Raw genomic sequence first — 22,372 nt, forward strand, 5'->3', positions numbered from 1 at the left:
TATTCATGCAATAAATGTGCATAAAAATACATTAACGTTGAGCATAAAGGAACCTGATGTTGAATACGCTGATTGTAGGCGCTAGCGGTTATGCGGGCGCAGAGCTTGTAAGCTACGTGAATCGCCACCCTCATATGACCATAACCGCTTTGACCGTCTCAGCGCAAAGCAATGATGCGGGAAAGTTAATTTCTGATTTGCATCCACAGCTTAAAGGCATCGTCGATCTGCCGTTGCAGCCGATGTCCGATATCAGCGAGTTTACCGATGGTGTGGATGTGGTGTTTTTAGCCACCGCCCACGAAGTCAGCCATGACCTGGCGCCGCAATTTCTGGCTGCCGGTTGCGTGGTCTTCGACCTTTCCGGTGCCTTCCGCGTGAACGATGCCGGCTTCTATGAAAAATACTATGGCTTCACCCATCAGTATCCCAACCTGCTTGAGCAGGCGGTCTACGGTCTGGCGGAGTGGAGCGCCGACAAACTGAAAGAGGCGAATCTGATTGCGGTGCCGGGGTGTTATCCCACGGCGGCGCAACTTTCTTTGAAACCCCTGATTGATGCCGGACTGCTGGATTTGACGCAATGGCCGGTGATCAACGCGACCAGCGGGGTGAGCGGAGCGGGACGTAAAGCGGCATTGTCTAACAGCTTCTGCGAAGTGAGCCTGCAACCGTATGGCGTGTTTACCCATCGTCATCAGCCGGAGATCGCCACCCATCTGGGAACGGACGTGATTTTCACCCCGCATCTGGGCAATTTCCCGCGCGGGATCCTGGAAACGATCACTTGTCGACTGCAGCCGGGCGTGACCGCTGCGCAGGTCGCGCAGGTATTACAGCAGGCGTATGCGGATAAACCGCTGGTGCGTCTGTATGACAAAGGCGTTCCGGCGCTGAAGAATGTCGTTGGGCTGCCGTTCTGCGATATCGGTTTTGCCGTGCAGGGTGAACATGTGATCGTGGTGGCAACCGAAGATAATTTGTTGAAAGGCGCCGCCGCACAGGCAGTGCAGTGTGCCAATATCCGTTTCGGCTTTGCTGAAACGCAGTCTCTTATTTAAGGGTGCAATGATGAGTCCATTAATTATCAAGCTGGGTGGCGTATTACTGGATAGCGAAGAGGCGCTGGAGCGTCTTTTTACTGCGCTGGTGAACTATCGCGAGTCGCATCAGCGTCCGCTGGTCATTGTCCATGGCGGCGGTTGTGTCGTTGATGAGTTGATGAAAGGGCTCAACCTGCCGGTGAAAAAGAAAAACGGCCTGCGTGTGACGCCTGCTGACCAGATCGACATCATCACCGGTGCGCTGGCGGGAACGGCGAACAAAACGCTGCTGGCCTGGGCGAAGAAACACCACATCGCCTCCGTAGGCCTGTATCTTGGCGATGGCGATAGCGTAAAAGTGACCCAGCTCGACGAAGAGCTTGGCCATGTTGGACTGGCGCAGCCGGGTTCACCTACGCTGATTAACACGCTGCTGGAAAATGGTTTTCTGCCAGTCGTCAGCTCGATTGGGGTGACGGAAGAAGGGCAGTTGATGAACGTGAACGCGGACCAGGCGGCGACAGCGCTGGCGGCGACGCTGGGCGCGGATCTGATCCTGCTTTCCGACGTGAGTGGTATTCTCGACGGTAAAGGTCAGCGCATTGCTGAAATGACCGCCGCGAAAGCGGAACAGCTGATCGACCAGGGTATTATTACCGATGGCATGATTGTGAAGGTCAATGCCGCGCTGGATGCTGCACGCACGCTGGGTCGTCCGGTGGATATCGCCTCCTGGCGTCATGCCGAGCAACTCCCTGCGCTGTTCAACGGTACGCCGATCGGTACACGTATTCTGGCTTAACTATTAATGTGCCGGATGGCGGCTTCGCCTTATCCGGCCTGCATGGGTTTTGTAGGCCCGGTAAGCGCAGCGCCACCGGGCAAAAATATCAAATTAAGGAAATTCGTTATGGCACTTTGGGGTGGGCGTTTTACTCAGGCAGCAGATCAGCGGTTCAAACAGTTCAACGATTCGTTGCGCTTTGATTACCGCCTGGCGGAGCAGGATATTGTTGGCTCTGTGGCCTGGTCCAAAGCGTTGGTTACCGTTGGCGTGTTGACCGCTGACGAACAACTTCTGCTCGAAGAGGCGTTGAACGTACTGCTGGAAGAGGTTCGCGCTAATCCGCAACAGATCCTCGAAAGTGATGCCGAAGATATTCACAGCTGGGTGGAAGGCAAACTGATCGACAAAGTCGGTCAGTTAGGTAAAAAGCTGCATACCGGGCGTAGCCGTAATGATCAGGTTGCTACCGATTTGAAACTGTGGTGCAAAGTGACGGTGACCGAACTGCTTACCGCCAATCGTCAGTTGCAGAGCGCACTGGTCGAGACGGCGGAAAATAACCAGGATGCGGTGATGCCGGGGTATACCCACCTGCAACGTGCGCAGCCGGTGACGTTTGCGCACTGGTGCCTGGCGTATGTCGAAATGCTGGCGCGTGATGAAAGCCGTCTGCAGGACGCGTTAAAGCGTCTGGACGTTAGCCCATTAGGCTGTGGCGCGCTGGCCGGGACCGCCTATGAAATCGATCGTGAACAGCTGGCGGGCTGGCTGGGATTTGCATCGGCCACGCGTAACAGCCTGGACAGCGTATCGGATCGTGACCACGTGCTGGAACTGCTGTCCGACGCCTCTATCGGTATGGTGCACCTGTCGCGTTTTGCCGAAGATCTGATTTTCTTTAACACCGGTGAAGCGGGCTTTGTTGAGCTTTCCGATCGCGTGACCTCCGGTTCTTCATTGATGCCGCAGAAGAAAAACCCGGACGCGCTGGAGTTGATTCGCGGTAAATGTGGCCGTGTGCAGGGCGCATTGACGGGCATGATGATGACGCTGAAAGGACTTCCACTGGCCTACAACAAAGATATGCAGGAAGACAAAGAAGGCTTGTTCGACGCGCTCGACACCTGGCTGGACTGCCTGCATATGGCTGCGCTGGTGCTGGACGGCATTCAGGTGAAACGTCCGCGTTGCCAGGAAGCGGCGCAGCAGGGGTACGCTAATGCTACCGAACTGGCGGATTATCTGGTCGCGAAAGGCGTGCCGTTCCGTGAAGCGCACCACATCGTCGGTGAAACGGTTGTTGAGGCGATTCGTCAGGGGAAACCGCTGGAAGACCTGCCGCTCGCCGATCTGCAGAAATTCAGTAGCGTCATCGGCGATGACGTATACCCGATCCTCTCTCTGCAGTCGTGTCTGGACAAACGTGCCGCGAAGGGCGGGGTGTCTCCGCAGCAGATCGCACAAGCGATCAGCTACGCGAAGGCGCGTCTGGCATAACGGGTATTCTGGCTTATCTGGCCTGGCGAGATGCCAGGCTTTTTTATGCCATCACGCGAAGATTACTGTCCGTAATAAGCATTCGCGCCGTGTTTTCTTAGGAAATGTTTATCCAGCAGCGTGGGTTGCATGGCGGGAATTTGAGGCTGTAACTGCTGAGTAAACAAATTCATATAAGCGATTTCTTCCAGTACCACGGCGTTATGCACGGCGTTAGCAGGATCAGAACCCCAGGCGAAAGGCCCATGGCTGTTGACCAGTACCGCCGGGATCTGTTCCGGTGAGAGCCCGCGCTGCGCAAAGGTTTCGATAATCACGCTGCCAGTTTCATATTCATAGCGGCCATTAATTTCGTCGTCATGCATCGGGCGCGTGCAAGGAATGGTTCCGTAAAAATAATCCGCATGCGTGGTGCCTAAAGCCATTAAGTCTTTTCCGGCTTGCGACCAGATAGTGGCGTGTCGGGAATGCGTATGTACGATGCCGCCAATCGTCGGGAAAGCACGATAGAGCGCTAAATGCGTGTCGGTATCTGATGATGGCTTTTTATTTCCCTCAATAACGTTGCCGCTTTGTACATCCACCACCACCATATCTTCCAGACCCATATGGTTATATTCCACTCCGGAAGGTTTGATGACCATAATACCTTTTTCACGATCGATGCCGCTGACGTTACCCCAGGTAAACGTTACCAGTTTATGCGCAGGCAGGGATAAATTCGCCTCGAGAACGTGTTGTTTTAACGTATTCATTGTTGACTCCAGAATATAGGAAGCATGTTATTTAACAGCATTAATGACTTAACGATGGATAACATAAAATATGTGCCGCGTTTTTATTTAAATTACGCCGAATAAATAGGATGTAAAACGTAGTCAGGCGCGTCATGGCAAGAAAAAGTCATACTCGGTCACATTCGGGCATATTTGGTCAATCCTAAGATGACCATTTATGTTTGTTTGAGTGTTTTCAGGTTACGGCAGGCGTGCAAAACAAGCGTATTTTGTGAGTTTTATCACCTTACATGTTGACTGATTGCTGTTATTTCATTGTTTATTGTGATGAGTATCGTTCAATTGTTCGCGGGCTTTTTCAATGGAATATTTCTTGAAATTAATCACTTTAATTCCGGGTGGAAACGTTAATTATAAGACCATGTAAAATGATACTTAGCGGATCCCTATTATGCTGCAGGCAGAACGTTACAAAATGATTTGTGCCCATGTGCAAAAACAAGGGGCGGTGCGGGTAACGGAGCTGTCGCAATTATGTCAGGTATCACCGGAAACCATTCGCCGGGATCTGAGAGTATTAGAACGTAACAAACGATTGACCCGCAGCTTTGGCGGCGCGGTTTCTCTGGATGCGCCAGAGGCGACGGCAGCGGCGATAGAGGGGACGGCATGGCAGGCGAGCAGCGTGGACCGCGCCGAATCATTTCGCAAGCGTACCGAGGAACATCCTGATATCAAAACTAAAATCGCCAAGGCAGCGTTACAGTTTATTCATTCCGGCGATTGCATTCTGATGGACAACAGCAGTACCTGCTGGTTTCTGGCCCGGCAAATTCCGGACATTGATATTACCGTGGTGACCAATTCGCTACGCATTATCCAGGCGCTGGCCTGTCGGGATAAAGTGCGCATTATCGGTATTGGTGGTGAGTATTCTGAACGCCACGATGATTTCCATGGACCCGTTGCCGAGAGTGCTATTCGAAATTTTCAAATTAATAGTTTTTTCTTTTCCTGTCAGGGAGTAAATCTGGAAAATGGCATACGTGATGGCAGTGAAATAAATGCCAGATTAAAGCAGGTTATGTTACAGGTTTCCGGGCAAAAGATCCTTCTGGTGGATTCCAGTAAATTTGAACAATACGCCTTCAGTAAAATATGTATGCTGGATGAAATCGATATTATGGTAACTAATAGCTGTATTGATCAACGTTATCGTGCGCAATACCCACAGCTAAATGTGGTGGAAGTCGATAAGTAGTATGTGTTAGCCGTTATCTGAATAATCATGACACCTGTCTGGTTATTCTGCCAATGCCAGAGGAAAGTCGAAATAAATAAAAAGTCAGGCCAATTTTTATTGGGTATTCCTGGCGTCTGAAGCTATTTCTTAAGGAAATTACGATGAAAAAATTACTCTTACCCTGCCTGATTACTGTTGCATTGTCATCAACCGCCGCGTGGGCTGAACAATCCACTGCGCCGCAAAAAGCCAACAAGCCTTTTACCATGGGCGTGGTTGTGAAAGTCGGCGGGATTCCCTGGTTCAACGTGATGGAACAAGGGATTAAAGAAGAGGGCAAGGTGCTCGGCGTTAATGCCTGGCAGGTTGGCCCAACGACGGCAGACCCGGCCGAGCAGGTGCGGGCCATTGAAGATTTAATCGCTAAGAAAGTCGATGTGATTGGCGTGGTGCCGAACGACGCGAAAGTGCTGGAGCCGGTACTTAAACGTGCCCAGGAAGCCGGTATCAAAGTGATTACCCATGAATCACCGGATCAGGCTAATGCTGACTGGGATTTTGAGCTGCTGAACACCCAAACCATGGGCGCCAATCATATGAAAGATATGGCGAAGTGCATGGGTGAAGAAGGCAAATACGCCATGTTTGTCGGCAGCCTGACGGTACCGCTGGTGAATGACTGGGCCAATGCCGCGATTGCTTATCAAAAAGAACACTACCCGAAAATGACCCTGGTGGAAGATCGCTTTGGCGTGGCGGAATCGGTGGACGATTCCATGCGCACTGCGAATGACCTGATGTCCAAATACAAAGATCTCAAAGGCATTATGTCGTTCGGTTCTCAGGGCCCGATTGGCGCAGGCCGCGCGATTGATAAGCGTAAGAAAAACGATGCGATTTGCGTGTTCGGCACCTTCACTCCGGGTCAGGGCATTAAATTGCTGGAGAAAGGCGCGATTGACGGCGGCTACATTTCTAACCCGATGATCGCCGGTAAAGTTTTCGTTCAGGTCGCCACGGCGATGATGAACGGCGAACCGATTAAAGACGGCGTCAAAATCGGCGATATGGGCGAAATCAAAGTCCAGAACAACACCATCCTGAGCGATAACCCCGAAAAGCTTGATGTTGAAAATACCCGGCGTTTAGTGAAGTTAGGTTTGTAATTTCTGGTCGCATCACCGGGCCGCCAACCGGCCCGGAAATCCTTTGGTCGTTTTCAGGAACAGCATGATGCCGCATATTGCAGAACGAAATGCCGGTGAACCGTTGGTGACGTTTAAGTCGCTAAGCAAAAGTTTTGGCGGTCATCGGGCATTAAAGAATATTGATCTCACGTTAAATAAAGGCGAAGTCCACTGTCTGGCCGGAGCGAACGGCTGTGGTAAAAGCACGCTGATAAAAACCTTGTGCGGTGTGTATATCCCGGATGCCGGTAGCGAAATTATTATTGATGATAAATCCTGGTCCAGACTCTCGCCGGATAAAGCCCGTGAGTTAGGCATTCAGGTTATTTATCAGGATCTGTCGTTATTCCCGAACCTCACGGTCGCGGAAAATATCGCCTTTGAAGAAAATCTCAAGGGCTATTTTGGCTGGCACCGCAAAGCCCGTCTGAAAGCGCTGGCGCTAAAAATTATCCACGAATTACATTTCTCCCTCGATCCGGACGCGCAGGTTCAGCATTTACCGATTGCCCAGCGCCAGCAGGTGGCGATTTGCCGCGCGCTGGTGGCCGATGCCCGGCTGGTGATTATGGATGAGCCTACGGCGTCGCTGACGCGTACTGAAGTTAACCAACTACTGCGCACGGTCAATTATCTGCGCGATAAAAATATCACCGTGGTGTTTGTCAGCCATCGTCTGGATGAAGTGAAAGAGATTTCCGACCGTATTACTGTGATCCGCGATGGCGAAATCATTGGCACCTGGGCGGCGAATTTACTAACCCCGTCGCGTATTACCGAACTGATGACCGGCAGAACGATTGTCCATCAGAAAAAGCTGCCGAACAGCGTGGAAGGAAAAGTGGTGCTGGAACTGAATAAGCTCAGTCGGAAAGGGCAGTTCGAGGATATTTCACTGAAGCTTCACCAGGGTGAAGTGCTGGGACTGTGCGGATTGTTAGGCTCAGGGCGAACAGAGCTGGCGTTAAGTCTTTTTGGCATTACCCATCCGGATAGCGGAGAGATTTATCTGGAAGGGAAAAAAGTCATCATCAAAGACAATACGCAGGCCGTGAAACTGGGCATTGCCTATGTCTCTGAAGACCGCCTGACGCTGGGCGCGGTGCTCCCGCAGTCGGTCAGCGACAATATGGTGCTTTCGATCCTTAACCGGTTAAAAACGCCGTGGCATGTTATTGACGAAAAACGGCAGGCTACCCTCGTTCAGGAGTGGATCCAGGATCTGGATATTAAAGTCGCCAATCCCGATAACCCGCTCTCGACGCTGTCCGGCGGCAACCAACAAAAAGTGGTGTTGGCAAAATGGATTTTAACCCGCCCCAAAGTCTTGATCCTCGATGCGCCGACCGTCGGCGTCGATATTGGCGCGAAAGACAGTATTTATCAGCTTATCCACCGCCTTTCCGGCGTCGGTATTTCCGTGCTGCTGATTACCGATGAAGCGCCAGAGGCGTATTACAACTGCGATCGTATTTTCCATATGCAGCGCGGGAAAATTATTAACGAGCTGTTGCCTGCGGACTATACCGAGCAGCAGCTGGCGGAGGTGATTAATGGCTAATGTATTGTCGCTCCGGTTTCCACGGTCGGTGGAAGGCTGGCTGGGCTGGGTCATCGTCCTGATGCTGGCGTTTTTTTCGCTGATGAGTAATGAGTTCCTGTCAATCCAGAACCTGCTCGATCTCACCGAAAGCTACGCGGTGACGGGGATATTCGCCCTCGGCTTGTTTGTGGTGCTGGTTACCGGGGGGATTGATATTTCCTTCGCCGCCGTGGCGTCGGTGGTTCAGTACGTGGTGGCGTCCCTGTTGCTCAGCGGCACCATGACCAGCCCGCTGCTGTGCCTGGGGTTTGCTATCGCGCTGGGTGTGATATTTGGCCTGATCAACGCGATCCTGATTTATTACCTCAATGTGGTTTCCATCATCATCACCATCAGTATGCAGTCGCTGTTGTTCGGCATGCTGATGTGGCTGACCAACGGCCACAGCATCTATGACCTGCCGGACTGGTGGATCACCCAGCGATCGCTGTTTAGTTTTGGTTTTGAAGGAGAAACCTACCAGGTCGGACTGCCGCTGGTGGTGATGTTGGCGATGGCCTGTTTCACCTGGATGCTGATGAATAAAACCCATATTGGCCGCCAGCTGTATGCGGTGGGCGGCAGTACCGAGTCGGCACGACGTATCGGTATCCGGGTATCGCTGATTTATCTGTTTGCCTACGGGTATCTTGGCGCCGCCGCCGCCATTGGCGGAATGCTACAGGCCTACCGCATGAGTGAAGTGGTGCCTAACGCGCTGGTGGGCGGCGAACTCGATGTGTTGGCTGCCGCCGTGCTGGGCGGAGCCAGTTTGTCCGGCGGGCGCGGTTCGGTGATCGGCACGCTAATGGGGGTCTTTCTGATCGGCATCCTCAAAAACGGTCTTAACCTGATCGGCGTCTCCAGCTACTTCGTGAATATCGTCATCGGCGTGGTGATTGTCTCGGCTATCTGCGTCACCCATTACAAAAAACGTAAAGAAACGGACGTTGGATTCGTCTGACAGGGGGCTTGAAATGAAAAAGCAGGCATTTTTACCGCTTGATAGCACCAGCTCAGGGTTGCTGGCGATCTGTTTCTTCGCCGTGGCGGCGTTCAGTCTGGCGATGCCAGGGCATTTTTTTACCGACAACACTTTTCTGAGTATCGCCTTTCAGCTACCGGAACTGGGGCTACTGACCTTCGCGATGTTTGTCCCGATGCTGAGCGGCGGTCTGAATCTGGCGATTATCGGTACCGCGAATCTGACCAGCCTGTTTATGGCCTGGCTGCTGATCCAGTATGTGCCGGCTGACGCGTCCACCGGTATGCAACTGTGGTGGCTGTTTCTGGCGCTGCTGGGTGCGATGGCGATCGCCATGGTGATCGGCGCACTCACCGGGACCATTATTTCCCGCGTTGGCGCGCACCCGATTCTGGTGACGCTGGGCAGCATGACCATTATCAGCGGCATCGGCGTTTACCTGACTAAAGGCGCGGCGCTAAGCGGTATGCCACCGGTGGTGCGCAGTATCGGGTCGGAAGTGATCTTTGGCATTCCGGTGCCGATGGTGATTTTTATCGTCGCTACCCTGGGCCTGGCGCTATTCCTCGGCAAAACCCGTACCGGGAAAATCATCTATATGTGCGGCAGCAACATCAATGCGACCTGGTTTAGCGGCATTCGCACCCACCGTGTGTTAATGGCGATTTATGCGATTTCCAGTCTGCTGTGTGTGCTGGCCGGGTTGATTATGCTGGCCCGTTTTAACTCCGCCCGTATGGGCTATGGCGATTCTTATCTGCTGCTGACGGTACTGGCGATTGTGCTGGGCGGCACCGATCCCTTCGGCGGCTCAGGCAAAGTCAGCCACGTCTTTTGCGCCTTGCTGGTGCTGCAGGTGATCGCCACCGGCCTGAGCCTGTTAGGCCTCAGCCTGCATTTCAATCTGGCGGTCTGGGGTATCACGCTGATAGCAGCGCTGGCGTTTAAATTCTTTAAGCAAAAATGGCAGGCACAGCGCGCCATGAATCACAGCCGAAAAGCGTTACAACAACTGGCCACTCGTGAGGGAAGATAATGCGTAGCCACCCGTTAGGTATTTATGAAAAGGCGCTACCCGGAAACACCAGTTGGGTAGAAAAACTGGCACTGGCAAAATCCTGCGGTTTTGATTTTGTCGAAATGTCGGTGGATGAGAGCGAAGAGCGGCTGGCACGTCTCGACTGGTCACTGGCAGAGCGTATGGAAATCATCAGCGCGATCCAGAAAACCGGGGTGCGCATTCCAACGATGTGCTTATCCGCCCATCGCCGTTTCCCGTTCGGCAGCCACGATAGCCAGACTCGCCAGCAGGCGCGTGCCATCATGCAAAAAGCACTGCGACTGGCGCAGGATCTAGGGATACGGACCATCCAGCTTGCCGGTTATGACGTTTATTATGAGCCACAGAATGAAGAGACTATCGCCTGGTTCGAAGATGCGATGGCCTGGGCCGCGGAGCAGGCTGCAGCTGCGCAGGTGATGTGTGCCGTGGAAATCATGGATACGCCTTTCATCAATTCCATCAGCAAATGGAAAGTGCTGGATGAAAAAATTAACTCGCCGTGGTTCACCGTTTACCCGGACGTCGGCAACTTAACTGCCTGGGGTAACGAACTGGAGAGCGAACTGGCGAAAGGCATCGACCGTATTGCCGCGATCCATCTCAAAGACACATTCCCGGTGACGCCGGATTCGCCCGGTCAATTCCGCGATGTGCCCTTTGGCGAAGGGTGTGTGGACTTTATCAAGCTGTTCAAAACGCTACGCCGCCTTAACTATCGGGGAACCTTCCTGATTGAGATGTGGACGGAAAAGTCCGCCGAGCCGTTGTTGGAAATTATCCATGCGCGCCAGTGGATAGAGAGCAAGATGCAGGCAGCCGGGTGGTATGACGAACGGCCACTCATGGCAGGTTAAGGAGATAACGATGAGCCATTACTTTATCGGCATTGATTTGGGCGGCACAGTCACCAAAGCGGGGATTTATACCGCCGAAGGTAGAGAAGTCATCGTTGCGGCCCAAACCTTGCCGCTGCTGAGCTCACAGGCGGGGTGTTGTGAGCGCGATATGAACGCGCTCTGGGCCACCACATGTCTCGTGATTCAGCGCGCACTGGCCGAGAGCCATATTGCGGCGGAACAGATCCGCGGGATTGGCTTTTCTGCACACGGTAAAGGACTTTACCTGGTCGATAAATCGGGAAAACCCGTCCGTAATGGCATCGTCTCTTCAGATTCACGGGCGCAACCGCAGGTGGCAAGCTGGAAGGCGCAGGGTGTCGATCGCCAGGCGTACCCGCTCAGTTTGCAACAGCTATGGCCTTCTCATCCGGCAGCGCTGCTGGCCTGGCTGAAACAGCATGAGCCGGAGAACTACGCGCGGACGGGCCACATCCTGATGGCGCACGACTATATTCGTTACTGCCTGACGGATAACCTTGCCTGTGAAGAGACCAATATCTCCGGGAGCCAGTTGTTTAATCAGCAGCGTAATGAGTTCGATCCCGCGCTGTTCGCCCTGTTTGGCATTGAGGAGATGGTGCACTGCACGCCGGGGGTGATAGGTTCTGCCGATCTCGCTGGCTATGTGACCGCCGATGCCGCTACGTTATGCGGGTTGAAGGCAGGTACACCCGTGTTCGGCGGGGTCTTTGACGTGGTTGGCGCAGCCATCACCTCCGGTGTGCATGACAGCTCGCACCTCAGTGCGGTAGCGGGCACCTGGTCTATCGCTACCCGGGTATTCGATCGCATTATTCCGGCGGATTATCCCTATGTGTGGGGTAAATTCAGTGTTCCTGGGCAGTATTTTGCGCATGAAGGCAGCCCCACTTCCGCCAGTAATCTGACCTGGTTTATCAACCATTTTTTCCCGGCGTTGGCAAACGATCACGATACGCTTAACCGGTGGGTGGAGCAGGGGTATCAGAAGCCAGACAGCATTCTGTTTTTCCCGTGGCTGTACGGCTCAAACTATTGCGACTCATTAAGCGGCGGCTTTTTCGGGCTGGCAGGGCATCACGAGGCGTCAGACATGGTTTACGCCATCTATCAGGGCATTGTGTTCTCGCATTTACTGCATCAGGACCGGATGCTGCAACTCAACGGCGCAACCCAGGCGATTCGTTTTACCGGCGGGCCAACGCACTCGCGCATCTGGATGCAGATGTTTTGCGATGCCAGCAATCTGCCGCTTGAAATTGTCGATGTCGAGCAGTCCGGGTGCCGGGCGGCGGCGATGTGTGCGGCCGTTGGCGTGGGGGATTATGCAGGATTCGCACAGGCGATTAACGCCACTCTGCCGTCGGTGATCAGACTTGAGCCGAATGTCGTAAAGCACAACATACTGCGTAGCCGGTTTGCGCAATTCAAACGCGTTGCGGATGCATTGAGTGCAATATAACGCTGATTAACTTCATTCCGGCCAGGCACGATGCCTGGCTTTTTTACGCAAAAAAAATGCGGACCACGGGGTCCGCAAAAGTTCACGTTGGCTTTCGTTATTTGGGTAGAGAGAGACTCTCTGAACGGGCAGTGGCTTCAAGGGTTAAACGAGACTGCTCCGTTTCTGTGATGGATTATCAGACAGAAAGCTTGATAGGGATAATCGTTCGTTGCTATGCTACCTATCGCCATGAACTATCGTGGCGATGGAGGATGAATAATGAATATTCGTGATCTTGAATACCTGGTGGCATTAGCCGAACATCGCCACTTCCGGCGCGCGGCGGACTCCTGTCACGTTAGTCAGCCAACGCTGAGCGGACAAATCCGCAAGCTGGAAGATGAGCTGGGCGTGATGCTGCTGGAGCGTACGAGTCGTAAAGTGCTGTTCACCCAGGCGGGGTTACTGCTGGTGGATCAGGCACGTACCGTGCTGCGTGAGGTCAAAGTGCTCAAGGAGATGGCAAGCCAACAGGGCGAAACCATGTCAGGTCCGCTGCACATTGGTTTGATTCCCACTGTCGGTCCTTACCTGCTGCCGCATATTATCCCGATGCTGCACCAGACTTTCCCGAAGCTGGAAATGTATCTGCATGAAGCGCAGACCCATCAGCTGCTGGCGCAACTGGATAGCGGCAAGCTTGACTGCGTGATCCTGGCGCTGGTGAAAGAGAGCGAGGCCTTTATCGAAGTGCCGTTGTTCGACGAGCCGATGCTGCTGGCGATCTACGAAGATCACCCGTGGGCGAATCGCGAATGCGTGCCGATGTCCGATCTGGCAGGCGAAAAACTGCTGATGCTGGAGGACGGTCACTGTCTGCGCGATCAGGCGATGGGATTCTGCTTTGAAGCCGGTGCTGACGAAGACACCCACTTCCGTGCGACCAGTCTGGAAACGCTGCGTAACATGGTAGCGGCAGGAAGCGGTATTACCCTGCTGCCTGCGCTGGCGGTTCCGCAAGAACGCAAACGTGATGGCGTGGTATATCTGCCCTGCATTAAGCCTGAGCCGCGTCGTACGGTGGGGCTGGTGTATCGTCCAGGATCACCGCTGCGTAGTCGCTATGAGCAACTGGCAGAGGCCATCCGCGGTGCGATGGATGGCCATTTCGACAAGGCGTTAAAAAAGGCGGTTTAAACCATTTAGCGCCGCTACCCGATAGGCTTCCGCCATCGTCGGGTAGTTAAAGGTGGTGTTAACGAAGTACTCAATCGTGTTACCACCACCTTTCTGCTCCATAACCGCCTGACCGATGTGAATAATCTCGGCTGCGCGTTCACCAAAGCAGTGAATCCCCAGAATCTCTTTCGTTTCCCGATGGAACAAAATCTTCAGCGTGCCTACGTTCATGCCGACGATTTGCGCGCGCGCCAGGTGTTTAAACTGAGCGCGGCCCACTTCGTAAGGCACTTTCATCGCCGTCAGTTGCTGTTCGGTTTTGCCCACGGAACTGATCTCCGGGATGGTGTAAATGCCGGTCGGGATATCTTCGATCAGGTGCGCGTTCGCTTCCCCTTTCACCAGCGCCTGGGCGGCAATGCGTCCCTGGTCGTATGCTGCGGACGCCAGGCTCGGGTAACCGATCACATCACCCACCGCGTAAACGTGCGGCAGCGCGGTTTGGTACATGCTGTTAACCTTGAGCTGACCACGGCTGTCGGTTTCCAGACCGATATTCTGTAACGCCAGAGAATCGGTGTTGCCGGTACGACCATTGGCATACAACAGGCAGTCGGCCTTCAGTTTCTTACCGGACTTCAGGTGCATGATCACGCCATCGTCGCAGCCTTCGATTTTCTCATACTCTTCATTGTGGCGAATGACGACGCCGCTGTTCCAGAAGTGGTAAGAGAGGGAGTCGGACATCTCTTGATCGAGGAACGCCAGCAGACGGTCGCGGGTGTTGATGAGATCAACTTTGACCTCCATTCCGCGGAAGATCGACGCATATTCGCAGCCAATCACTCCGGCACCATAAATAATCACATGGCGCGGTTCGTGGTGCAGACTGAGGATCGAATCGCTGTCATAAATGCGCGGGTGCGAGAAATCCACGTCTGCCGGATGATAAGGGCGCGATCCGCAGGCAATGACAAATTTCTCTGCTGTCAGGGTTTCAACCGTACCGTCATGACATTCCAGCGCCAGCGTGTGTTCGTCAACAAAATGGGCGTTACCCTGCAAGATCTCGCAGTGGTTACGCTCATAAAAACCCTGCCGCATCCGTGTTTGCTGATTAATCACGTTGTCGGCATGGTTGAGAATATCGGCGAATGAGGAACGAAGCAGGCGGGAATGATCGCTATAAAGGGGGTTCTGATTGAATTCGATAATACGACTGACTGCGTGGCGGAGCGCTTTTGACGGGATGGTGCCCCAGTGGGTGCAACCGCCGCCAACGTTGTGATAACGCTCGATAACCGCAACACGAGCTCCTTGCTTAACCAGACCCATTGCAGCGCCTTCGCCGCCGGGGCCGGAACCTATAACTATGGCATCGTAATCGTAGGAATGTGGCATGGTAAGGCTTACCTGTTCTTATACATAAAAGCAACAGAATAGTAACATCATTGCCGGGATAACCCAATTATCGTTGTGCTTTTTTGCGAAGCCGAAGCACAAACTGCGCGTAAACAATCATTCACAAAGCTGAACAAACAGATTAACTTTGAACTCTGGTATAGTGCCGGACAAGGCATACGGAAGGATTCAGACATCGTGATGGGCGTTAGAGCGCAGCAAAAAGAAAAAACCCGGCGTTCGCTGGTAGAAGCCGCATTTAGTCAACTGAGCGCGGAGCGTAGCTTCGCCAGTCTCAGTTTGCGTGAAGTCGCACGTGAAGCGGGCATTGCGCCAACCTCCTTTTATCGTCATTTCCGTGATGTTGATGAGCTCGGCCTGACCATGGTTGATGAAAGCGGTCTGATGTTGCGTCAGTTGATGCGCCAGGCTCGTCAGCGTATCGCCAAGGGCGGGAGTGTGATCCGCACCTCGGTCTCCACATTTATGGAGTTCATCGGTAACAACCCCAACGCCTTCCGTTTATTATTGCGTGAACGTTCTGGCACCTCAGCGGCGTTCCGTGCTGCCGTTGCGCGAGAAATTCAGCACTTCATCGCGGAACTTGCGGACTATCTGGAAATCGAAAACCATATGCCGCGTGCGTTTACTGAAGCGCAAGCCGAAGCGATGGTGACGATTGTCTTCAGTGCAGGCGCCGAAGCGCTGGACGTGGGCGCGGAACAGCGTCGGCAGTTAGAAGAGCGACTGGTACTGCAACTGCGCATGATTTCGAAAGGTGCGTATTACTGGTATCGCCGTGAACAAGAGAAGATGCCCCTCATTCCGGGTAACGTGAAGGAAGAGTAATGAAACAGTCAGTTCAGGATAAAGGTACGCTGCTGCTGGCGCTGGTCGCTGGCTTGTCAATCAATGGCACATTCGCGGCGCTGTTTAGCTCCATCGTGCCGTTTTCTGTATTTCCGATTATCTCGTTGGTGCTGACGGTGTACTGTCTGCATCAACGTTATTTGAATCGCACCATGCCTGTGGGTTTACCGGGTCTGGCTGCCGCCTGCTTTATTCTCGGCGTTCTGCTTTACAGCACCGTGGTGCGCGCGGAATATCCGGATATCGGTTCCAACTTCTTCCCGGCGGTGCTGTCGGTCATTCTGGTCTTCTGGATCGGCGTGAAAATGCGTAATCGCAAGCAGGAAGTGTCGGAATAAAGAGGAGAGGCCGGATGAGACGCTTTGCGTCATCATCCGGTTATGACACTCACTTCGCCGTCAACAACACCCCACACTCCATATGGTGCGTATACGGAAACTGATCAAACAGCGCCAGACGTGATACGTCATGCGTCTGGCTTAACGTTTCCAGGTTCTTGCACAGCGTCTCCGGATTACAGGAGATGTACAGAATGCGCGGATATGCCTGTACCATTTTCTCCGTTTCGCTGTCCAGGCCGCTGCGGGGCGGATCGACAAAAATCGTTTCGCACTGATAGCTTTTCAGATCGATACCCTGCAAGCGGTTAAATTCGCGCACGCCGTTCATTGCCTGCGTAAACTCTTCCGCCGCCATGCGGATAATCTGCACGTTATCAATCTGATTCGCCGCAATGTTGTATTGCGCGGCGGCAACAGACGGTTTGGCGATTTCGGTGGCCAGCACACGGTCAAAATTGCGTGCCAGCGCTAAAGAAAAGTTGCCGTTACCGCAGTACAGTTCAAGCAGGTCGCCTTTCGAGCCTTTAGTGACATCCAGCGCCCACTCCAGCATCTGAATGTTCATGGCCGCATTTGGCTGCGTAAAGCTGTTCTCAACCTGGCGATAGATCATTTCTTTGCCCGCAACTGGCAAACGTTCATCAATGTAGTCCTGATCCAGCTCGATTTTGGTTTTTGTCGCGCGGCCAATCAGATGCACGTTCAGGTTCTGCGCACGCAGGGCGTCGCGGAGCGCTTCGGCGGCTTCACGCCATTCGTCGTCCAGCTTTTTATGATACAGCAGCGAAACCACTGCCTGATTACTCATGGTGGTGAGGTAATCAATCTGGAACAGTTTATGGCGCAACACGCGGTTGTCGCGCACGCCTGCGATCATCGCGGTCATCAACTGGTTAATCAGTTCACTCGCCGCAGGGAAGCTGTCGACGCGGATTCGGCTTTTGCTCTGTTGGTCAAAAATGATGTGATAGAGGTCATCGCCATCGTGCCAGATGCGGAATTCAGCACGCATACGGTAGTGACTGACCGGCGAACGAAACACTTCCGGGACAAGGTCAGAAAAGGGCGCCATCATACTCTGCAAGCGCACCACTTTTTCGGCGAGCTGCGCGTCATACTGTTCTGTCGGAAGGTGTTCGGGGGTCATGATGTATCCTGAAAAATAAAAGTACGCGGGGATTGTAGGGATTGCTCAACAGATGTCCAGTCATTGATGATCTCTCATATTTAACAAACACGCTGGACAGTAAGATGTTACAAACTGTAGCATCCGTGTGCCGGTCCTGTGAGTTAATAGGGAATCCAGTGTAAATCTGGAGCTGACGCGCAGCGGTAAGGAAAGGTGAGATGAGAGCGTAAGCAGACACTGCCTGTTGGGTGGGAAGTCTTCATCTCTTATATCCGTGGATAACCTTCCAAGCCCGAAGACCTGCCGGCTAACGTCGCAACTGGTTTTCATCATCGCGTACTATCGGTGGGACCTGCGGCATCCTTCTTATATTGTGGATGCTTTACAATGATTAAAAAAACATCGCTGCTGACGGCGCTCTCCGTCACGGCCTTTTCGGGTTGGGCACAGGATGCCACCCCTGACACGCTTGTCGTGACAGCAAACCGTTTTCAACAACCTGTTAATACCGTTCTGGCCCCGACCGATATTGTCACCCGCGAGGATATCGAACGCTGGCAGTCCCGAACCGTTCTGGATGTCATGCGCCGCCTGCCAGGCGTGGATGTCGCCCAGAATGGCGGCATGGGGCAAAGCTCTTCTCTGTTTGTGCGGGGTACCGAAGCGAAACACGTTCTGGTGTTAGTCGATGGTATTCCGGTCGCCCGTCCGGGCATTACGAATAATTCCGATATTGACCAGATCCCGGTGTCGCTGGTGCAGCGCATTGAGTATATCCGTGGCCCGCGCTCAGCGATTTATGGCTCTGGCGCGATTGGCGGCGTAGTGAACATCATCACTATGACGGGTGAGGAACGTTCGCAGATTAATGCTGGCGTGGGGTCAAAAGGTTATCAGCAATATGACGGTACGTATCGTCAGCGTTTTGGCGATACCGTGGTAACCGCGGCCGGGGCTTATCAGACCACCAAAGGCTTCGACGTTCAGCCGCGTTCCAGCTATAGCGGCGACAGCGATCGCGATGGTTATCGCAATAAACTCTTCTGGGGTGGCGTTGAGCACAAATTTAACGATCAATTCGATGGTTACTTTCGTGGCTACGGCTATGCCAGTAATGCCGATTACGACCAGGGGAACTGGGGATATGACGGCGGAAACGACGAGCACCAGAATTACACTCAGTCGTGGGATACGGGGCTGCGCTTCAATTCTGGAATCTACTCGTCACAACTGGTCGCTAACTACCAGCGAATTAAGGACTATAACTACAGCAGCCTAAATGGGCGCTATGCCACAGGTTATAGCCTTGATGATATGGAACAGCGCTACGTCCAGTGGGGCAACAACGTTATTGTCGGGCACGGCGCTGTCAGTGCTGGTGTCGACTGGAAACAAGAAAAGCTGATGTCCTTCGGCGAGTATGGGACAGACAACTATAAGCGTGATAACACGGGCCTCTATCTCACCGGGCAACAGCAGATTGATAGCGTGACGCTGGAAGCGTCGGGCCGTGAAGACCATGACGACCAGTTCGGCTGGCATGGTACCTGGCAAACAGCGGCGGGATGGCAGTTTGTTGATGACTATAAAGTGACGCTTTCCTATGGCACGGGCTTCCTTGCGCCTTCACTGGGGCAACAGTTTGGTGCGGAGCGTTTTGGGATCGCCTCTAACCCAAACCTGAAGCCGGAAGAGTCGAAGCAGTGGGAAGCCGGATTAGAAGGGCTGACCGGCCCGCTTGACTGGCGTCTGTCGACCTATCGCTACAAAATTCAGAACCTGATCGACTACAACAACAATACCTACTTCAACGTCAAATCCGCGACCATCAAAGGCCTGGAATGGACCGGGAACCTGACGACCGGGCCGGTCGATCATCGCTTAACGTTGCAGTATGTTGATCCGCGTGATGATGAAACCGATCAGCCGCTTTATCGTCGCGCTAAACAGCAGGTGAAGTACGAGCTCAGCGGGCAGGTCTACGATCTGGGCTGGGATGTGACCTATCAGTATATTGGCGAGCGTTACGATTACGACTACGACAATTCCCGGAAGGTGAAAATGGGCGGGCTGAGCGTGTGGGACCTCGGACTTTCATATCCAGTCACCTCACATCTCACAGTTCGTGGTAAAATAGCCAACCTGTTCGATAAAGATTACGAGACAGTTTATGGCTACCAAACTGCAGGACGGGAATACACCTTGTCTGGCAGCTACACCTTCTGATCCACGCCCCACCGTGCTGGTATTTGATTCCGGTGTCGGTGGGTTATCGGTCTATGATGAGATTCGGCATCTCCTGCCGGATCTCCACTATATCTATGCTTTCGATAACGTGGCTTTTCCTTATGGGGAGAAGAGTGAGGCGTTTATCGTTGAGCGCGTTGTTGAGATCGTGACGGCGGTACAGCAGCGTTATCCTCTTTCTCTGGCCGTTATCGCCTGTAACACGGCCAGCACGGTCTCTCTTCCTGCCTTGCGTGAGAAGTTCGCTTTCCCGGTTGTGGGCGTGGTACCGGCGATCAAACCGGCGGCGCGTCTGACGGCGAACGGGATTGTCGGCCTTCTGGCAACGCGCGGGACGGTGAAGCGCCCTTATACGCATGAACTGATCGCGCGCTTTGCCAATGAGTGCCAGATAGCCATGCTGGGGTCCGCAGAGCTGGTGGAACTGGCGGAAGCGAAGTTGCACGGCGAGCCCGTGCCGCAGGAAGAACTACAACGGATCCTGCGCCCATGGCTGCGGATGCCGGAGCCGCCTGATACCGTGGTACTTGGCTGCACCCACTTTCCCCTGTTGCAGGAAGAACTCTTACAGGTTCTGCCTGAAGGAACGCGACTGGTCGATTCCGGGGCGGCCATTGCACGACGTACCGCCTGGCTACTGGAACATGAAGCGCCGGATGCGAAATCAGCAGATGCCAACATTGCCTATTGCATGGCGATGACGCCAGAAACTGAGCAATTATTGCCCGTTTTGCAGCGCTATGGCTTTGAATCGCTCGAAAAACTGACGGTTTAACGCTGTTTTGGGTAAATATTACGCACTCGGAAAATTATTTTAAATTTCCCCTTGTCAGCCCGAAATAACTCCCTATAATGCGCCACCACTGACACGGAACAACGGCACACAAGCCGCCGGGTCAGCAGGGTTCTCCGGTGAAAACCAGTGATGAACACCGACAGAGAAAAGCGAAATAAATGCTTGACTCTGAAGCGGGAAAGCGTATTATGCACACCCCGCGCCGCTGAGAAAAAGCGAAGCGGCACTGCTCTTTAACAATTTATCAGACAATCTGTGTGGGCACTCAGAGTGACATGGATTCTTAACGTCGCAAGACGAAAAATGAATACCAAGTCTCAAAGAGTGAACACGTAATTCATTACGACGTTTAATTCTAAGAGCATCAAACTTAAATTGAAGAGTTTGATCATGGCTCAGATTGAACGCTGGCGGCAGGCCTAACACATGCAAGTCGAACGGTAACAGGAAGCAGCTTGCTGCTTTGCTGACGAGTGGCGGACGGGTGAGTAATGTCTGGGAAACTGCCCGATGGAGGGGGATAACTACTGGAAACGGTAGCTAATACCGCATAATGTCGCAAGACCAAAGAGGGGGACCTTCGGGCCTCTTGCCATCGGATGTGCCCAGATGGGATTAGCTTGTTGGTGAGGTAACGGCTCACCAAGGCGACGATCCCTAGCTGGTCTGAGAGGATGACCAGCCACACTGGAACTGAGACACGGTCCAGACTCCTACGGGAGGCAGCAGTGGGGAATATTGCACAATGGGCGCAAGCCTGATGCAGCCATGCCGCGTGTATGAAGAAGGCCTTCGGGTTGTAAAGTACTTTCAGCGGGGAGGAAGGGGTTAAGGTTAATAACCTTAGCCATTGACGTTACCCGCAGAAGAAGCACCGGCTAACTCCGTGCCAGCAGCCGCGGTAATACGGAGGGTGCAAGCGTTAATCGGAATTACTGGGCGTAAAGCGCACGCAGGCGGTCTGTCAAGTCGGATGTGAAATCCCCGGGCTCAACCTGGGAACTGCATTCGAAACTGGCAGGCTTGAGTCTCGTAGAGGGGGGTAGAATTCCAGGTGTAGCGGTGAAATGCGTAGAGATCTGGAGGAATACCGGTGGCGAAGGCGGCCCCCTGGACGAAGACTGACGCTCAGGTGCGAAAGCGTGGGGAGCAAACAGGATTAGATACCCTGGTAGTCCACGCCGTAAACGATGTCTATTTGGAGGTTGTGCCCTTGAGGCGTGGCTTCCGGAGCTAACGCGTTAAATAGACCGCCTGGGGAGTACGGCCGCAAGGTTAAAACTCAAATGAATTGACGGGGGCCCGCACAAGCGGTGGAGCATGTGGTTTAATTCGATGCAACGCGAAGAACCTTACCTGGTCTTGACATCCACAGAACTTGGCAGAGATGCCTTGGTGCCTTCGGGAACTGTGAGACAGGTGCTGCATGGCTGTCGTCAGCTCGTGTTGTGAAATGTTGGGTTAAGTCCCGCAACGAGCGCAACCCTTATCCTTTGTTGCCAGCGGTCCGGCCGGGAACTCAAAGGAGACTGCCAGTGATAAACTGGAGGAAGGTGGGGATGACGTCAAGTCATCATGGCCCTTACGACCAGGGCTACACACGTGCTACAATGGCATATACAAAGAGAAGCGACCTCGCGAGAGCAAGCGGACCTCATAAAGTATGTCGTAGTCCGGATTGGAGTCTGCAACTCGACTCCATGAAGTCGGAATCGCTAGTAATCGTGGATCAGAATGCCACGGTGAATACGTTCCCGGGCCTTGTACACACCGCCCGTCACACCATGGGAGTGGGTTGCAAAAGAAGTAGGTAGCTTAACCTTCGGGAGGGCGCTTACCACTTTGTGATTCATGACTGGGGTGAAGTCGTAACAAGGTAACCGTAGGGGAACCTGCGGTTGGATCACCTCCTTACCTTAAAGAACCTGCCTTTGTAGTGCCCACACAGATTGTCTGATGAAAA

At 53.3% G+C, this 22,372-nt stretch carries 18 protein-coding genes, 1 rRNA gene and 1 riboswitch; of the genes, 16 read left to right on the forward strand and 3 right to left on the reverse strand.

What is annotated here, in order from left to right; all coding sequences use genetic code 11:
* Window positions 1-56 precede the first annotated feature (56 nt).
* The 3 genes from argC (at window position 57) to argH (ending at window position 3,327) form a co-directional block, all read left to right on the forward strand.
* The gene (argC, locus tag AOY24_RS16270) at window positions 57-1,061 is read left to right on the forward strand and encodes an N-acetyl-gamma-glutamyl-phosphate reductase (protein WP_054176980.1); all 1,005 of its coding nucleotides are present in this window, start codon (window positions 57-59) and stop codon (window positions 1,059-1,061) included.
* A gap of 7 nt (window positions 1,062-1,068) precedes the next feature.
* Window positions 1,069-1,845, forward strand: a complete 777-nt coding sequence (argB, locus tag AOY24_RS16275; protein WP_086512777.1) for an acetylglutamate kinase — start codon at window positions 1,069-1,071, stop codon at window positions 1,843-1,845.
* Between the two features lie 108 nt (window positions 1,846-1,953).
* Window positions 1,954-3,327, forward strand: a complete 1,374-nt coding sequence (argH, locus tag AOY24_RS16280; RefSeq protein ID WP_054176981.1) for an argininosuccinate lyase — start codon at window positions 1,954-1,956, stop codon at window positions 3,325-3,327.
* Between the two features lie 62 nt (window positions 3,328-3,389).
* Here the strand turns inward: argH and araD are convergent, their stop codons facing one another.
* Window positions 3,390-4,082: an L-ribulose-5-phosphate 4-epimerase gene (gene araD / locus AOY24_RS16285; RefSeq protein ID WP_042998951.1), complete on the reverse strand. Its 693-nt coding sequence runs from the start codon at window positions 4,080-4,082 to the stop codon at window positions 3,390-3,392.
* 433 nt (window positions 4,083-4,515) lie between these two features.
* Between araD and AOY24_RS16290 the strand changes: the two genes are divergently transcribed.
* The 8 genes from AOY24_RS16290 to oxyR all read left to right on the forward strand — a co-directional run bounded on the left by AOY24_RS16290 (window position 4,516) and on the right by oxyR (window position 13,643).
* Window positions 4,516-5,325, forward strand: a complete 810-nt coding sequence (locus tag AOY24_RS16290) for a DeoR/GlpR family DNA-binding transcription regulator (RefSeq protein WP_042998952.1) — start codon at window positions 4,516-4,518, stop codon at window positions 5,323-5,325.
* A 143-nt stretch (window positions 5,326-5,468) separates the two neighbouring features.
* Window positions 5,469-6,473 (forward strand): substrate-binding domain-containing protein, encoded by a 1,005-nt coding sequence (locus AOY24_RS16295; protein ID WP_054176982.1) that lies wholly within the window; start codon window positions 5,469-5,471, stop codon window positions 6,471-6,473.
* 64 nt (window positions 6,474-6,537) lie between these two features.
* Window positions 6,538-8,055, forward strand: coding sequence for a sugar ABC transporter ATP-binding protein (locus AOY24_RS16300; RefSeq protein ID WP_054176983.1), 1,518 nt, complete (start codon window positions 6,538-6,540; stop codon window positions 8,053-8,055).
* Window positions 8,048-9,040, forward strand: a complete 993-nt coding sequence (locus AOY24_RS16305) for an ABC transporter permease (protein WP_042998956.1) — start codon at window positions 8,048-8,050, stop codon at window positions 9,038-9,040. The genes AOY24_RS16300 and AOY24_RS16305 overlap by 8 nt, the downstream gene beginning before the upstream one ends.
* A gap of 13 nt (window positions 9,041-9,053) precedes the next feature.
* On the forward strand, window positions 9,054-10,097 hold the full coding sequence (locus tag AOY24_RS16310) for an ABC transporter permease (protein WP_054176984.1): 1,044 nt from the start codon (window positions 9,054-9,056) through the stop codon (window positions 10,095-10,097).
* Window positions 10,097-10,978 carry an L-ribulose-5-phosphate 3-epimerase gene (locus AOY24_RS16315; RefSeq protein ID WP_042998958.1) on the forward strand — a complete coding sequence of 294 codons (882 nt, stop codon included), beginning with the start codon at window positions 10,097-10,099 and terminating at the stop codon, window positions 10,976-10,978. The genes AOY24_RS16310 and AOY24_RS16315 overlap by 1 nt, the downstream gene beginning before the upstream one ends.
* A 10-nt stretch (window positions 10,979-10,988) precedes the next feature.
* Window positions 10,989-12,464 (forward strand): FGGY-family carbohydrate kinase, encoded by a 1,476-nt coding sequence (locus AOY24_RS16320; protein WP_054176985.1) that lies wholly within the window; start codon window positions 10,989-10,991, stop codon window positions 12,462-12,464.
* A gap of 261 nt (window positions 12,465-12,725) precedes the next feature.
* Entirely contained in the window at window positions 12,726-13,643 is a 918-nt protein-coding gene (oxyR, locus tag AOY24_RS16325) for a DNA-binding transcriptional regulator OxyR (RefSeq protein ID WP_042998960.1), read from the forward strand.
* On the opposite strand, the gene sthA is transcribed toward oxyR, so the two are convergent.
* Window positions 13,626-15,026 (reverse strand): Si-specific NAD(P)(+) transhydrogenase, encoded by a 1,401-nt coding sequence (gene sthA / locus AOY24_RS16330; protein ID WP_054176986.1) that lies wholly within the window; start codon window positions 15,024-15,026, stop codon window positions 13,626-13,628. The two genes, oxyR and sthA, sit on opposite strands and share 18 nt — an antisense overlap.
* Before the next feature lie 198 nt (window positions 15,027-15,224).
* On the opposite strand from sthA, the gene fabR reads away from it, so the two are divergent.
* Entirely contained in the window at window positions 15,225-15,875 is a 651-nt protein-coding gene (gene fabR / locus AOY24_RS16335) for an HTH-type transcriptional repressor FabR (protein WP_043001797.1), read from the forward strand.
* Window positions 15,875-16,234 (forward strand): YijD family membrane protein, encoded by a 360-nt coding sequence (locus AOY24_RS16340; RefSeq protein ID WP_042998961.1) that lies wholly within the window; start codon window positions 15,875-15,877, stop codon window positions 16,232-16,234. The genes fabR and AOY24_RS16340 overlap by 1 nt, the downstream gene beginning before the upstream one ends.
* Window positions 16,235-16,283: 49 nt before the next feature.
* Here AOY24_RS16340 and trmA read toward each other — a convergent pair whose 3' ends face one another.
* A complete protein-coding gene (gene trmA, locus AOY24_RS16345) occupies window positions 16,284-17,384 on the reverse strand; it encodes a tRNA (uridine(54)-C5)-methyltransferase TrmA (RefSeq protein ID WP_044265235.1) in 1,101 nt (366 codons plus the stop codon).
* 114 nt (window positions 17,385-17,498) lie between these two features.
* Window positions 17,499-17,689: riboswitch (cobalamin riboswitch) on the forward strand.
* Window positions 17,690-17,753: 64 nt separating this feature from the next.
* Here trmA and btuB point away from each other — a divergent pair.
* The 3 genes from btuB to AOY24_RS16360 all read left to right on the forward strand — a co-directional run bounded on the left by btuB (window position 17,754) and on the right by AOY24_RS16360 (window position 22,323).
* Window positions 17,754-19,592 carry a TonB-dependent vitamin B12 receptor BtuB gene (gene btuB / locus AOY24_RS16350; protein ID WP_042998963.1) on the forward strand — a complete coding sequence of 613 codons (1,839 nt, stop codon included), beginning with the start codon at window positions 17,754-17,756 and terminating at the stop codon, window positions 19,590-19,592.
* Window positions 19,537-20,388: a glutamate racemase gene (murI, locus tag AOY24_RS16355; RefSeq protein ID WP_054176987.1), complete on the forward strand. Its 852-nt coding sequence runs from the start codon at window positions 19,537-19,539 to the stop codon at window positions 20,386-20,388. Before btuB ends, murI begins: the two co-directional genes overlap by 56 nt.
* Before the next feature lie 393 nt (window positions 20,389-20,781).
* Window positions 20,782-22,323: ribosomal RNA gene (locus AOY24_RS16360) — 16S ribosomal RNA — on the forward strand.
* The last annotated feature ends 49 nt before the right edge of the window (window positions 22,324-22,372 follow it).

Source organism: Citrobacter sp. CtB7.12 (genome assembly GCF_001297795.1).
Lineage (GTDB): Bacteria > Pseudomonadota > Gammaproteobacteria > Enterobacterales > Enterobacteriaceae > Citrobacter_A > Citrobacter_A amalonaticus.